The 14,518-nt window shown below is 64.7% G+C and carries 13 protein-coding genes; 4 read left to right on the top strand and 9 right to left on the bottom strand.

Annotated features, from left to right (window positions below):
• From AC1DJT_RS15685 to AC1DJT_RS15670, 4 genes are read left to right on the top strand one after another with little or no spacing between them, the layout of a single operon-like run.
• Positions 1 to 1,011 carry an ABC transporter permease subunit gene (locus AC1DJT_RS15685; protein ID WP_476767974.1) on the top strand — a complete coding sequence of 337 codons (1,011 nt, stop codon included), beginning with the start codon at positions 1 to 3 and terminating at the stop codon, positions 1,009 to 1,011.
• Between the two features lie 2 nt (positions 1,012 to 1,013).
• Positions 1,014 to 1,922, top strand: coding sequence for an ABC transporter permease subunit (locus tag AC1DJT_RS15680; protein ID WP_476834383.1), 909 nt, complete (start codon positions 1,014 to 1,016; stop codon positions 1,920 to 1,922).
• 8 nt (positions 1,923 to 1,930) lie between these two features.
• Complete coding sequence (locus AC1DJT_RS15675; RefSeq protein WP_476834382.1) at positions 1,931 to 2,902, top strand: ABC transporter ATP-binding protein; 972 nt, start codon at positions 1,931 to 1,933, stop codon at positions 2,900 to 2,902.
• Positions 2,899 to 3,903, top strand: coding sequence for a dipeptide ABC transporter ATP-binding protein (locus tag AC1DJT_RS15670; RefSeq protein WP_476767977.1), 1,005 nt, complete (start codon positions 2,899 to 2,901; stop codon positions 3,901 to 3,903). Before AC1DJT_RS15675 ends, AC1DJT_RS15670 begins: the two co-directional genes overlap by 4 nt.
• 328 nt (positions 3,904 to 4,231) lie before the next feature.
• Here AC1DJT_RS15670 and AC1DJT_RS15665 read toward each other — a convergent pair whose 3' ends face one another.
• From AC1DJT_RS15665 to AC1DJT_RS15625, 9 genes are all read right to left on the bottom strand, one after another.
• Positions 4,232 to 4,411: a transposase domain-containing protein gene (locus tag AC1DJT_RS15665; protein ID WP_476767978.1), complete on the bottom strand. Its 180-nt coding sequence runs from the start codon at positions 4,409 to 4,411 to the stop codon at positions 4,232 to 4,234.
• A 157-nt stretch (positions 4,412 to 4,568) separates the two neighbouring features.
• Entirely contained in the window at positions 4,569 to 6,356 is a 1,788-nt protein-coding gene (locus AC1DJT_RS15660) for an amidohydrolase family protein (RefSeq protein WP_476834381.1), read from the bottom strand.
• A gap of 169 nt (positions 6,357 to 6,525) precedes the next feature.
• A complete protein-coding gene (locus AC1DJT_RS15655; protein WP_476767980.1) occupies positions 6,526 to 6,897 on the bottom strand; it encodes a RidA family protein in 372 nt (123 codons plus the stop codon).
• A 150-nt stretch (positions 6,898 to 7,047) separates the two neighbouring features.
• A complete protein-coding gene (locus AC1DJT_RS15650) occupies positions 7,048 to 8,343 on the bottom strand; it encodes an NAD(P)/FAD-dependent oxidoreductase (RefSeq protein ID WP_476834380.1) in 1,296 nt (431 codons plus the stop codon).
• A 57-nt stretch (positions 8,344 to 8,400) separates the two neighbouring features.
• Positions 8,401 to 9,954: an ABC transporter substrate-binding protein gene (locus AC1DJT_RS15645; RefSeq protein ID WP_476767982.1), complete on the bottom strand. Its 1,554-nt coding sequence runs from the start codon at positions 9,952 to 9,954 to the stop codon at positions 8,401 to 8,403.
• A 23-nt stretch (positions 9,955 to 9,977) separates the two neighbouring features.
• Positions 9,978 to 11,321 carry an MmgE/PrpD family protein gene (locus AC1DJT_RS15640; protein WP_476834379.1) on the bottom strand — a complete coding sequence of 448 codons (1,344 nt, stop codon included), beginning with the start codon at positions 11,319 to 11,321 and terminating at the stop codon, positions 9,978 to 9,980.
• Between the two features lie 19 nt (positions 11,322 to 11,340).
• The gene (locus AC1DJT_RS15635; RefSeq protein WP_476767984.1) at positions 11,341 to 13,113 is read right to left on the bottom strand and encodes an ABC transporter ATP-binding protein; all 1,773 of its coding nucleotides are present in this window, start codon (positions 13,111 to 13,113) and stop codon (positions 11,341 to 11,343) included.
• Positions 13,113 to 13,994, bottom strand: a complete 882-nt coding sequence (locus tag AC1DJT_RS15630) for an ABC transporter permease (RefSeq protein ID WP_476834378.1) — start codon at positions 13,992 to 13,994, stop codon at positions 13,113 to 13,115. The genes AC1DJT_RS15635 and AC1DJT_RS15630 overlap by 1 nt, the downstream gene beginning before the upstream one ends.
• Positions 13,991 to 14,518 (bottom strand): ABC transporter permease (locus AC1DJT_RS15625; RefSeq protein ID WP_476834377.1); only part of this gene is annotated, 528 nt, incomplete at its 5' end. The genes AC1DJT_RS15630 and AC1DJT_RS15625, both read right to left, overlap by 4 nt.

Raw genomic sequence — 14,518 nt, 5'->3', positions numbered from 1 at the left:
ATGCTCCGTTATCTTGCGGCCCGGATCGGCCTGATCGTCCCGACCTTCTTCGGCATCATCTTCCTGACCTTCATCCTGATCCGCCTCGTGCCGGGGGATCCGGTGGAAGTGCGCCTCGGCGAGCGCGGCATCGAGCCGGAGCGACATGCCGCGCTGCTCAGGCAGATGGGGCTGGACAGGCCGCTCTTCGAACAGTTCCTCGGCTATGTCGCCGGGGTCCTGCGTGGTGATCTCGGGGTCTCGTTCTCGACGCAGCAGCCGGTCCTGCGGGAGTTCCTGAGCCTGTTTCCGGCGACGATCGAGCTGACATTCTGCGCCGTGCTGCTCGGCGTGCTGATCGGGATCCCCGCCGGCGTGCTGGCGGGGCTGAAGCGGGGATCGCTCTACGACCACCTGATGATGATGGCTTCGCTCACCGGCTATTCCATGCCGATCTTCTGGTGGGGCCTGCTTTTGATCCTGACCTTCTCGGTCAATCTGCACTGGACCCCGGTCTCCGGGCGCATAGACCTCGCCTATTTCGTCGACAGCGTCACCGGCTTCATGACCATCGACGCCCTGCTCTCGGACGAGCGCGGCGCCTTCCGCTCGGCGGTCTCGCATCTGCTGTTACCGACGATCGTGCTGGCGACCCTGCCACTGGCGGTGATCGCGCGCATGACCCGTTCGGCGATGCTCGAGGTCCTCGGCGAGAACTATATCCGCACCGCCCGCGCCAAGGGGCTTTCGGCCCTGCGCGTCGTCAATCTCCATGCGCTGCGCAATGCCCTGATCCCGATCGTCACCGTCATCGGCCTGCAGATCGGCGTGCTGCTCGGCGGGGCAATCATCACCGAGACGATCTTCTCCTGGCCGGGCATCGGGAAATGGCTGGTCGAGGCGATCGCGCGGCGCGACTACCCGGTCCTGCAAGGCGGCGTGCTCATCATCTCTTCGCTGGTGATGCTGGTGAACCTGATCGTCGATGTCGCCTACGGGTTGCTCAACCCGCGCATCCGGCACGGGCGCTGATCATGGCCTCGCTCGAAACCAGCACGACGAAGCCGCAGCGACGCGCCCGGCGCGAAAGCCTGACCGCCGAAACCTGGCGCTCGCTGCGTCGCAACCCCGGCGCGATGATCGGATTGGCGATTGTCGTGCTCCTGCTGCTGACCGCGGTTTTCGCCGATATCGTGGCGCCGCACGGGCCAGCGGAGCAGTTCCGCGACCACCTGCTGCAGCCACCGGTCTGGTCGGAGGGCGGGGCATGGCGCTTCCCGTTCGGGACGGACGATCTCGGGCGCTGCGTGCTGTCCCGCCTCATCCACGGCTCGCGCCTGTCGCTGCTGATCGGCTTCCTGGTGGTGAGCTTCTCGCTGACCTGCGGCGGCCTGCTCGGGCTGGTCGCCGGCTTCTTCGGCGGCACCGCCGATCTCCTGATCATGCGGGCGATGGACATCCTGCTGGCGCTGYCGAGCCTGCTGCTGGCGCTGGTGATCGTCGCGATCCTCGGTCCCGGCCTCACCAATGCGATGATCGCCGTGGCGGTGGTCTTCCTGCCGCATTTCGCCCGGCTCATGCGCGCCTCGGTGCTCAGCGAAGCGGCGCGGGACTATGTCGTCGCCTCGCGGGTCGCCGGGGCCAGCCGCTGGCGCCTGATGACCGATACGATCCTGCCCAATTGCGTGGCGCCGCTGATCGTCCAGACCACGCTGAGCTTCTCGGCCGCAATCCTTGATGCCGCCGCTCTCGGCTTCCTCGGCCTCGGCGCCCAGCCGCCCACGCCGGAATGGGGTACCATGCTCGCCTCGGCGCTGAGCTTCCTTCAGGCCGCGCCCTGGGTCGTGACGCTGCCCGGCTGCGCCATCCTGATCACCGTGCTCGCCTTCAATCTTCTCGGCGACGGCCTGCGCGATGCGCTGGACCCGAAACTGAAGCGGTGAGAGAGACGATGCCCCTGCTCGAAATCCGCAATCTCACTGTCGAGTTCCCCACGGATGACGGCGCCTTCCGGGCGGTCRACGGGCTCGACCTCGATCTCGACCGGGGCGAGGTGCTGGGCATCGTCGGCGAATCCGGCTCCGGGAAAAGCGTGACCATGCTCGCGCTGATGGGGCTCCTGCCCTGGCCGACGAGGGTGCGCGCCGACAGGATGTCCTTCGACGGAACCGACCTCAGGAACCTGCGTGCCTCCCGGCGCCAGCGGATCATGGGCAAGGATATCGCCATGGTCTTCCAGGAGCCGATGACCTCGCTCAATCCCTGCTTCAGCGTGGGCTTCCAATTGGTCGAGGCCTTGAAGACCCATGAAGGCGGCGATCGCGCGGCCTTGCGGCGCCGGGCGGTCGAGCTGTTGGAGAAGGTCGGCGTCCCCGATCCGGAGCGCCGGATCAAGGCGTTCCCGCATCAATTGTCGGGCGGCATGTGCCAGCGGGTGATGATCGCGATGGCGATCGCCTGCTGGCCGCGACTCCTGATCGCCGACGAGCCGACCACCGCGCTCGACGTTACCATCCAGGCCGAGATCCTCGGCCTGCTCGCGGAGCTCCAGCGCGAGCAGGGGATGGCGATGGTGCTGATCACCCATGACATGGGCGTGGTCGCCGAGACGGTCGACCGCGTCATGGTGATGTATGCCAGCCAGCAGCTCGAATTGCAGAAGACACGCAGCCTCTTCGGCAATCCGCGCCATCCTTATACCGCGGCGCTGCTGGAGGCTCTGCCCGAGCGCAATCTCGGCAAGCGACGGCTCAACGTCATCCCCGGCACCGTTCCCGGTCTGGCGGACCGGCCCGAGGGCTGCATCTTCTCGCCGCGCTGCGGGATCACCGGCGAGCGCTGCCGCGACAGGCCGCCGCCTCTCACCGAATGGAGCCACGGTCAGGTCCGGTGCTTCTATCCCCTGGATGGGCAGGCGCGATGACGACGACGGATGCGCCGAAGGTCGTGCTGGAAGCACGCGAGCTGCATCGCAGCTATCTCGTGTCCTCGGGTTTCCTGTCGAAGCCGGGGGAACTCCGGGCGGTGAACGGGGTGAGCTTCCGGATGGAAGCCGGGCGCACGCTCGCGGTCGTCGGCGAATCCGGCTGCGGGAAATCGACGCTGGCGCGCCTGGTCACGATGATCGAGCGGCCGACGGCGGGGCAATTGCAGATTGGCGGCGTCGAGGTCGCGACGGCGACGCCGGCCGCACTGCGAGCCATGCGCGCCTCGGTTCAACTGATCTTCCAGGACCCGTTCGGCTCGCTGAATCCGCGCAAGCGCATCGGCGACATCCTGGACGAGCCGCTCGCCGTGAATACCGATCTCGACTGGGACGCCCGGCACGATGCGGTCACCGCCATGCTGGAGCGCGTTGGACTTCGCCCCGAGCACGCCTCGCGCTATCCGCACATGTTCTCGGGCGGCCAGCGCCAGCGCGTCGCGATCGCACGCGCACTGATCCTCAACCCGAAGATCGTTGTCGCCGACGAGCCGGTCTCCGCGCTCGACGTCTCGGTCCGCGCCCAGGTCCTGAACCTGATGATGGATCTGCAGGAGGAGTTGGCGCCGTCCTATCTGTTCATCTCGCATGATCTCGGCGTCGTCCGTCACATCGCCGATCGCGTGATGGTCATGTATCTCGGCGCGGTGGTCGAGCATTGCGAGAAGGAGCGCTTCTTCGCACGCCCGCTGCACCCTTATTCGCAGGCGTTGCTCGCCGCGACGCCCTCCATCGACGGTGCGGCACGCTCGCGGCATGTAAAGATCGCCGGCGAGTTGCCGTCGCCGTTCGACCGGTTCGAGGGATGCGCGTTCGCTCGTCGCTGCCCCGCCGCGACGAACCGGTGCCGGAGCGAGAGACCGACATTGCGAAGCGTCGATGAACGGTTGGTGGCTTGCCATCACCCCGGTGGCACGATGTCTCTGCCTGACGGCGCTTAGCTTGGGACACTTGCCATCGCGATTGACGTCACAAGGTCCTGGCGCTGGCCCTGACGAGAGAAAGCTGCAGAACCGTACTATGGACAGCGCTCCCCTCGCGCGCGTCCCATCGTTCGGCKGACCCGAGTGTTCGCGGTTCTGTACCGGAATGGTTGAGTTTTGGCGCGCCGTTCCGGATAAAACTGCGAACATCTATGTTATTGAAATATCGATTTAATTTTTGGTCGGCATCGCCCCATTTTTCTGGATCGCCGTCGCTCCATGCCTCGTTAGTGCAGCCTCGCCATAAGCACTCCGCGGCAGCTCCACAGATTTGGGCTTGAGGTTTTCAGAAGCGCCATGGCACGAGCTCATCGATAGGGCTTTGTGGGTGGCCGTTTATGAGTCCGTCCAGAGTTTCGGCGATATAGGCGACGGGATTGACGTCGTTGAGCCTCCAGGTGGCGGCGATGGATGGGCAGGGCCCTTTTCTCCGCCTCGACCTTATGACCCGTGACCTGAGCCCCAAATCTGGAAAAGGATTAGGGTCTCAAGTCATAACGCCTTCGATAGACGGCGCACATGACGGCCCCGCGCCGCCGGAGGGATGCCGATGTGCTTCGAGGTGATAAGGCGATGGCAGGGGCCCCGGCGGCCCGGCTCTTCGCCCGGCCGCCCACTGGCCTTCAATAGAAGGTGACGTTGTCGATCGAGAGCCAGAATTTGCTCTTCGGCGGGCGCGATCCACCAAACTCGATCTGGGTGATGCCGTCGCCGGTCCAGGCATTGCCAGCTTTGCCTGAGGTCGGTAGCGGGGCGAGCTTTGCGAAGTCGATGCTTACGCTCGTCCAGTCGGTGGCGGTCTCGAACGGTACCCGCCATCTACCGTCCAGGCCGTTGAGCGTGAATACATAAGTGCCCGCGCCGCGCACGTCGAAGCGCACGCCCGTGTAGCCACGCACATCAACTGGCACGACAGACCCACGCGTCAGCGGGATGGCGACACCGGCATAGGCGTTATCCTTCGTCGCCATACGGCCGGTGATGAGCAGCGCCTGCCCGCCACCCTGGCGCGGCTCGATCTGCGTCACCATCAGCGTACGGTCCACGCCGCCGTCGGGCGCATCCAGGCGCAGCGTGTCGAGCGAGGAACGGCCGTCCTTGCGTTCGAAGTCGTCGACCAGCGCCGCCACCTTCACCGAAGGCAGGCGGTTGGCGATGTTGGTGGCAGGCAGTGTGTGCGCGTCCGGACCAAAGACCAGCTTGCCGTCGATCAGCACGCTGTCTGTTCTGGTMACATCGTCGATAGTGATCCAAGGCTTGCCGTCGATCAGTACCAGGTCGGCGCGCTTGCCGACCTCGATCGTGCCGCGATCCTTGTCGAGGCCCATCATCTGCGCGCTCGTCTTCGTGCCTGCTACCAGCGCCTGCGCCGGCGTCAGGCCTGCTTTCACCAGCAACTGCATTTCCAGCAGCGTGGAGGATCCATGCGGCGTCCCGGTCTCACCCGCGTCGGTGCCGACACCGATCTGCACGCCGGCGTCATGCATGACCTTCACATTGTACATCAGGACGTCAAACTTGGCCTTCGATCGAGCCAAACGTTCGGGCGTCATGGTGTTGCCAGGCTTGTAGGGAGAATAGACGGCCATGGTTGGCACCATGCCAGTGCCGTTCTTCTGGAACAATGCTATCGTATCGGCCGAGACCTTGCGGTCCTGTATGGCGTGGGCGAGCGAATCCACCCCGGCGCGCGATTCGACCTCACCCTTGTCGACCGTGACCGTGTGGGTCACKACCTTCAGATTATGTTTGTGCGCTTCCTCGGCCAGCGCGCGCAGTGTCCCTTCGTCCATGCTGGTGTTGTCGGGCGCCGTGCCATAGCGCCAGCCATCGGCGAATACCTTTATGAGGTCGGGCTTGTACTTCAAGACCTGATCGACCGAATACCGCGCGGCGTTCGGCGTGTTGACGGTGATCGTCGTGGCCTCATCCGCCCAGTCGGCGCCATGGCCGCCCGGCGTGCTGAGGCGAGCAGCGAAATTGACGTGCGGCGCGACAAGCTGGCTGAGCCATTCGCGACGCGGCGCGAAGGATTCAGGCTGTTGATTGTAATCATTCACTGTCGTTACGCCGCTTTGAACATAGGCAGTCGCGATCTGCGGTGTAGTGGTCGGGAAGCCGCGGCTGGTCGCCCAGTGCGTGTGGAGGTCGAAGAAGCCGGGAAGCAGCGCCTTGCCCCGCGCCTTGATGACCTGTGCGCCCTTGGGCACGGCCAGATCATTGCCGACCGCGACGATCCGGCCGTCCTCGATGATGACGTCGGCGATGTGCGGAGCCGCGCCAGTGCCATCGAACATGGTCGCACCGACGATTGCGACGACCTTCGGATCGGGCGCGCCTTGCACATGCCAGGACTGCGCACCGAAGACAGCGGWCGCGGACAAGAGGAGTACCTTCGCGTACTTCGTCATTGAAAACTCCTTGCGTGGGTTACCCGGGTGTTGGTGTGCAGATGCTGGCCGAGCAGCAGCCGGATGCGACCGGCTGCTGCTTGTTGGTCAGGTTGCGCAGGCCCACGCGCAGTTGCATGTCACGGCCGCCATTTTCGTCGACCGCGGCCTGGCCCGTAGAGGCCGAGGATCAGCCTGTCGTAAGAACTCCGGCCCGGGCCTGTATGATGAATTCGACCTTCATGTCCGGATTGGTCAGTTCAGCGAAGAAGCAGGCGCGCGATGGTGGAGTAATTTCGTTCACCCACTCGTCCCAAATCTGGTTAAATGTGGCGAGATAGTGCTTGTTCGACAGGATGATGGTCACGAACAGCAGGTCCGCCTTGGTCGATCCGACCTCGGCGAGGCGTTCCTCAACGCGCGCGAGGATCTGKCGGCTCTGGAGGGCGACGTCGTCGGATGTGTCGAATGGGCGGTCAGGGGTCGTCGCAAAATAGGCGACGCCGTTATAGATCGAAATCTTGCTGTAGCGCTTCTCGACGAACTTGCGCTGAATTTCCATGCGAATTCTCCTATTGGAAACGGGTACCTGAACTGCGCCTATTCTTGATGCTGTATTCCGCGCGGGATATCGCCGACGACTTGCCCCCGGAATGACGGTTCTCCCGGCTTGGGAAACGTCCGGAGGACGAGAACACCGGTTAAGAAGCTCTCAGCTTTCCAAGCCCGCCTTGCGTCGCTCGATCGTCGAGATGACGTGGAAGCCCACCGAGCGGAAAGGTTCCGGGGCAATGAAGCTTGCTTCGCCCATCAGCTCAGCCAGCTCAGCCGGCTTGGAAACGCCGCGGATCGCTTCGGCGAGGTGGCGGCCGAGCACAGTGCCCTTGGTGATACCCGCACCGTTGCAGCCGCCGGAAGCGTAGACTCCCTGGTCGACCTGGCCCCAGGCCGGTGAGCCATTCATGGTGAAGGCCGTGGTGCCGCCCCAGATATACTGGAAGGCGACATGGCTCAGGCCCGGCCAGCGCCGGGTGAAGCGGTCACGCAGCTGTTTTTCAGCCAAGAGTTGCGCAATCTCGGCCTTGTGAGCGTAGAGCGATCGGACCATCAGCCGATCGCGGCCAATGCGCCGCAGCGTCGTTCCGAGCCGGTGGGCGGGTAGAAGCCCCCAGGCGTCCGATTCGCCGAGATGGCTTAGATCGGCGTCCTTCACCGGCTCGGTGACGGCGGCATAGGTGAAGATCGACGCCATGCGCGTGCCGAGATAACCGAATTTCGGGATGTAGCCATTCGTGGCGAGGACAACGACGGGGCTGCGCACCGTGCCGCCATCGGTGATGAGGCGCCAGTCGTTTCCGTCGCGGCGCATCTCGCGGACCGGGCTCTTCTCATAGAGCCTGACGGTCTCCGGCAGCGCTTGGGCGAGCGCGCGGATGAGCTTGGYCGGCTGCATCAGCCAAGTGTCGTGCATCAGGAAGCCAAATCTATAATAATCGGCGCCGATGCAGTCGCGGATCGCCTTGCGGTCGAGCACGGTATGGGGAAAGTCGTTGGCCTTCGCGATTTCGACGCTTTTGCGCAGCGCGGCCTCGCCGGCCTCTGTTGCAGCCGCGCGGATCGCGCCGACCTGCTGCAGGTCGCAATCGTCGCCTTGCGACTTGACGATTCCAGTCAGCCAATCGAAGGCGTCGGTGTAGATCGCGCTCAGCTTGCGCGCCCGCTCGGAACGCTCGGGCGAGATTGCCCCTGGCATGACCCGGGAATTGGTGAAGCCGGAGTTGCGGGCCGAAGACCCTTCGCCGACAGTGGTTGCCTCCAGCACCGCGATCCGGGCCTGTGAATCGAGCTCATKGAGACGCCGCGCCGCTGCAAGCCCGGTATAGCCAGCGCCAACCACGACATAGTCGACGGCGAGATCGCCATTGAGCGGCGCATTGGCCTGGCGCGGCGGCAGCATCGCATTCCAGCCGCACAGGTTCGAGTAGTCCGGAAAGGTCGGTCGAGGCATGGTGTTACCGCTTGGGGAGAAGGGGCTGYGCCGTGTTCCGGCGCAGCCTTGTGACACTCAGTCGACGAAGTGGGTCTGCTCGGTGATCAGCGGCCCGAGCGACATCGAACCCTTGAAGTCGTAACCCCATTTCAGCTTCTCGGTCCGCACCATCACGCTGCCGGTCTCGATAACCGGGACGGCGCAGACGTTCGTGATGATCAGCTTTTGAGCCTCCTCCCAAAGCGCGATCTGCTTCTTCTGGTCGGGCTCGCTGCGGGCCTGCTCGATCTGCTTGTCGGCAACCTCGCAGTGACTGAAATTCACAATCGCCGTCGGCTTGCCGATGATGCTCGACGAATGGAAGAACTGCGTCAGGTAGTTGTCGGCCACAGGGAAGCGCGCCGCGCCGTAGAGCACGAGCGGGCTGAGATCCTTGCGGATCATCTGGTGCCAGGTCGCGTGCTCGACGGGCTGGAGCTTCAGGTTGAAGCCGCCTTCGCCGAGCTGCTCCTGAATGATCTGCGCCGAGCGCTCGAGGTTCGGGAGCTGACTCGCCAGCATCGTGACGTCGAGCCCATTAGGATAGCCGGCCTCGGCGAGCAGCTTCTTGGCCTTCGCGGGCTCGGTGGCGTAGAGGCCGTTATCCGTGGTGAAGCCGAGGTCTGCGCTCGGGACAGCCGACTTGCCCGGACGGGTCACGGTCGGGCCGCGGAACTGCACGACCTTGGCGGCGTCGACCGCATGGGCCAGCGCCTGGCGCACCTTCGGATTGTCGAAGGGCGGCTTGGTGACATTGACATGGAGCATGGTGAGCTCTGCCGGATCGAACACGTCGACCGCGATACCCGGCGTCTTGAGCGCCCGGTCGAGCCAGCGCTGATCAGTGTGGCCGCCGCCGGTGTCGATCTCCTTGGCCGCGAAGGCGAGATCGCGCGCCGCCGCATTGCTGAGGAAGCGGTAGACGACCTTGGTGAGCTTCGGCTTGCCGCGGAAATAAGCCTCATGCGCCAGGAAGGTCGCGTTCTGGCCGGGGGTGATCGACTCCACCCGGAACGGGCCGAAGCCGATCGGGCTGCGGCGGAAGTTATCACCGCGCTCCTCATAGGCCTTCTGCGAGATGATGAAGCCACCTGAATAGCTGGTCACAGCACCGAGCAGGCTGGGGATACGCTCCGACAGAGAAATGCGCACGGTGTAGGGATCGACGGCCTCGATCGACTTGAAGGCCTTGAAGTCGCCGGCGAATGCCGAGCGCTTGGGGTCGCGCGCCTTCTCAAGGCTGAACACGACGTCCTCGGCGGTCACTTCGCCGTAATTGCCCTGCCACTGCGCGCCCTTGCGCAGCTTGAAGGTCCAGACGAGGCGGTCGTCGCTGGCCTCCCAGCTTTCCGCCAGATCGCCCTCGATGCTGGTGGGGCTGGTCGAGCCCGGGGCGAAGCGCACGAGACCGCCGAACACCCAGGCTACCAGCGAGCGGTCGGAGGTCGAGGTCGCGTAATGCGGGTCGAGGTTGCCGACGTTCTCGGCGGTAGCGCCAAAGATCAGTTCGGTTTTTGCCGCAAAAGCTGGCAGTGGTGCAGCGACGACCAGCGCTAGCGCGCTGGTGGCCAATCCTATCTTCCCGAGCATTTATCCGTCCTCCCTTATGGTTATCAGTTCGTGTCTGTGGGTTTACTCGGAGACGGCGCTACGAGCGCATCGAACAGTGCGGCGAAGCCAGTACTGTGCAGGYCGGTCGCCGCGGCCAGGATTCGGTCCTGCGCGTCCGGCAGCAGCGCGGATGCACTGATCCGGCGGAATTTCTCCGTGACCTGTGGGTGGCTTATCGGGTTGGCGACGTCGCCGAGCGGAGCGGACACCGTCATGACGCGCGGCCCGTTGCCTTGGTCCAAGCTGACGCGGCAGGGTGTCGAACGGGGAAACAGGCTGTCGAAATCCTCATGCGAGGCCAGTTCGATGCGGCCAGCGAGTTCCAGAACGGCGGGATCGCGCAGGCTTGCGGGATCGACAGGCTGTAGGGCCGCCGCGCCATGGACAGCCGCGAGCGCACAGCTGAAATAGTAGCTGTACTGCCCGCCCTCGAGCGTGGTCGGCGCACGCGAGTTCGACAGGCGCAGGCCGCGCGCAAAGGTCTCGATGCGCAGGCTCTTGATCGGCTTGCCGGGTTCGCGCATGGCCAGGATGGCATCCACCGCCGCATGCATGTAGCGGCAGCAGGCATAGGGCTTGAGATAGCAATCCTCGAGCCACCAATGCGCGCCGAGCCGGTCCGTCAGAATGGAGCGGGTGTAAAAGTCTCCATTGTCGAGCAGATCGATCGGACCGGTTGCGCCGGCGCGCGCGCGGAAGGCTCCCGTGAGGCCGGACACCACAGCGGCCGGAATCGACTCCTTGACCGTGCTGCCCTGATATTTGCTACCACCAAAGACCAGGCCGAGCGGCCCCTCCACGGAAGCGATCGCCATGGCATGAGCGATCTCATGGCCGCTTAGTCCCAGCAGGCGGCCGGCAGCTGCCGCAACCCCGAAGCTGAGCCAGCGTCCGCTGGCATATGTGATGATTGTCGGTACCGGCCGCGCCGTCGCGACGCGCAGCGCGGCATCATAGCCGAGAGCGATCGCATCGAGGATGGCCGTACCCGACGAACCCAGCGCCTGGCCGACGGCGAAGGCTGCGGGGATGATACCCGCCCCGGGATGGCCGGCCGCGCCGCGATGGCCGTCATCAATGTCGAGTGCGCTGGCAGCTGCGGCGTTCGCCATGGCAGCGCCGGCTATGCTGAGCTTGTCATCAGTCAGCCAAACGCCGGCAGGCCCCGCTCCGAAGATGCCCTTTGCTGCCGAGCGCGCCGCGGTCGCCAGCGCTCCATCGAAGCCGGCTGCGCTGGCGGCAAGGAGATCGATGACGAGCAGTGTCATCATCTCGCGGGTGCGATCCGGCAAGTTGCCTTCGATGTGATGGGCAACGAAGGCGCCGAGTTCCTCGGTAGCGTACATTCTTGGACGGCCTGAGCGGTTATACGGCGAGACGGACGAAATGGCCTGCGGCCATCATGCCCCAGCGCTCCGGCGGGGGCTGGTAGTCGAGGGGCTTGATCGGGCTGCGCGCCGGACCGTCGCTGAGCGCCTGCGGCGGGCGCTGGACGCGCTGGTCGGGATGGGTGATCGGGATCGCCGCGAGCAGGCGTTGCGTATAGTCATGCGCCGGACGGCCGATGACATCGTCGCGGCCGCCGATCTCGACGACCTCGCCATAATAGAGCACGGCGACGCGGCTGCAGATCCGCTCGATCGCCGCCATGTCATGGCTGATGAAGAGATAGGACAGCCCGAACTCTTCCTGCAGGTCGATCATCAGGTCGATGATTTGCGCCTTAATCGCCACGTCGAGCGCCGACACGGCCTCGTCTGCGATGATGAGCTTCGGCGACATCGCCAAAGCGCGGGCGATGCAGATGCGCTGGCGCTGGCCGCCCGAGAATTCGTGAGGCAGGCGGTTGGCGCGATGCGGATCGAGCCCGACACGCTCCAGCAGCCACTCCATCCGCGACAGGGCTGCCTTGCCCGTGGCGATGCCATGCACCTTCATCGGCTCGATGATCGCCGAGCCGATGGTCTGGCGGCTGTCCAGCGAGCCAAACGGGTCCTGGAAGATCATTTGCACATTGCGCCTGAGCACGCCGAGGCTGCGAGAGTCGCTGTAGTCGATCCGGGTGCCTGCGACCGTGATCTCACCGGAATGGCGCGGCGCGAGATCGATGATCGCCTTGCCGATCGTTGACTTGCCCGAGCCGGATTCGCCGACGAGGCCCAACGTCTCGCCCTTGCCAATCGAGAAGGAGACATTCTCGACCGCACGGACCTCTCCCTTTCGGCGCATGAACAGCCCGGAACGGGAGGGAAAACGCACAGAAAGGTTCTTGACCTCGATGACCTGGTCCAACCCGGTGGCAGCCGCCGGTAGGCTTGCGACGGGGGCTGGTGCGCTGGTGCTTGCGGACAGTTTGCCGACGAGGCTCGGCGCGGCCTCGATGAGCCGGCGGGTATAGGCGTCCTTCGGATTCGAGAAGACTTCCTCGACCGTGCCGTACTCTATGCAGCGGCCATGGCGCATGACCAGCACATGGTCGGCCATTTCTGCCACAACGCCCATGTCATGCGTGATGAAGAGCACTGAGGTGCCCGTCTCGCGCTGCAGGTCCTTGAGCAGGTCGAGCGTCTGCGCCTGCACCGTCACGTCGAGCGCCGTCGTCGGCTCGTCGGCGATGATGAGACCGGGATTGGTCGCCAGCGCCATGGCGATCATCACGCGCTGACGCATGCCGCCGGAGAAGGTGTGAGGATAGTTGTCGATGCGGCGCTCGGGATCCGGGATCCTGACCTTGCGCAGCATGTCCATCACGGCCTCGCGCAGCGCCGCCCCCTTGAGGCCGCGATGAATGCGGATGGCCTCGCCGATTTGGTCGCCTATGCGCTGCACCGGGTTGAGCGATGTCATCGGCTCTTGGAAGATCATGCCGACCTGCCCACCGCGGATCTTCTGCTTTTCAGCCTCGCTGAGGGTGAGCAGTTCGCGGCCGGCGAGCTTGATCGAGCCGCTCGCGCGACCCGTGCGTTCCGGCAGCAGGCCCATGATGGCGAGCGAGGTCACGCTCTTGCCGGAGCCCGATTCACCAACCACGGCCAGAGTGCTGCCCGGTGCGATCTCGAAGCTCAGGTCCTTGACGACCGCCGCGCTACCGAAAGCGACGTTGAGGCCGCGGACCGAGAGGACAGGTTCGCCCTGCATCACGATGCATCCTTCAGGCGGGGATCGATGGCATCGCGCAGCCCGTCGCCGATCAGGTTAAAGGCGAGCACCAGCACGAGGATGGCGAGGCTTGGGAAGAGGGCGAGGTGGTAAGAGATCAGGATCGAGTCGAGCCCGTCGCGTACCATGCCACCCCAGGTTGGCGTCGGAGGCGGCAGGCCGAGGCCGACGAAGGCGAGAGAGGCCTCGGTGCGCACCGCCGTCGCCATCCACATCGAGGCCATGACCATGATCTCGGGGACGATCGCAGGCAGGATGTGCCGCAGGAGGATGCGCGGGCCCGAAAAGCCCATGGCGCGGCTGGCCTGCACATATTCCCGGTCGCGCTGGGCGATGACCGCGCCCCGCGCGATGCGGGCGAAGGAGGGCGTCGCACCGAAGGCAATGGCGACGATGATGTTGGTCATCGTCGCCCCCATCAACGCCACCAAGGCCAAGCCGAGGATCAGCGACGGGAAGGCGATGATGACATCCATGGCCTGCATCAGCACGATATCAATCTTGCCGCCGCGAAAGCCCGCGATCATGCCGATCAGCGAGCCGACCACGAGCGCGGTCAGGATTGAGAACACAGCGATATAGAGCGAGTAGCGCGCGCCATAGACCAGACGGGACCAGATATCGCGACCAAGCTGATCGGCACCGAGCGGATAGCGGCCGCCTGGTTCGGCGAATTGAGCCATCATGCTCTGGCGGGCCGGCGAGTGCCCGGTGAGATACGGCGCGAAAATGGAGGCGAGGACGAGGGCCGCGAGGATTGCGACGCCGACCCAAGTGGAGAAGCTCAGGCGCGACAGGAAGGCACGCACTTCGCTCGAGCGCGGCCTTTCGGTGGTCGACCCCGATGCAGGATTGCTCATTTGTACTGCACCCTCGGATCGAAGAAGCCATAGGTCAGGTCAGTGATCAGATTCACGATCACGACGATCATCGTGTAGATGACGATGAGGCCCTGCAGCAGCGTGTAGTCACGCTGGGAGAGCGCGGTGAGGATCAGCTTGCCGAGCCCGGGCCGCGAGAACACGATCTCGGTCAGCGCCGAGTGGCCGATCAGCACGCCGAGATATAGACCCACCACGGTGGTGATCGGGATCATGCAGTTGCCCAGCGCATGGCTCCACACCACGGCGGCGGACTTGGCGCCCTTGGCGCGGGCGGTGCGGATGAAGTCCTGGTTCAGTACCTCGAGCATGGCCGAGCGGGTTACGCGCGTGATGTACGCCATCATGATCAGCGCCAGCACGACGGTCGGCAGCGTCATCTGCCAGATGCGTGCACCTATGGTATCGCCGCCGCCCGAGCTGATGACGGGGAACCAGCCTAGCTGGATGGCAAAGACAATCAGGAGAACAATTGCCCCCACGAATGCCGGGATCGACAGGCC

It is taken from the genome of Allobosea sp. 05T422_2 (assembly GCF_056396265.1).
This window is presented reverse-complemented; position numbering and strand designations above follow the sequence as displayed.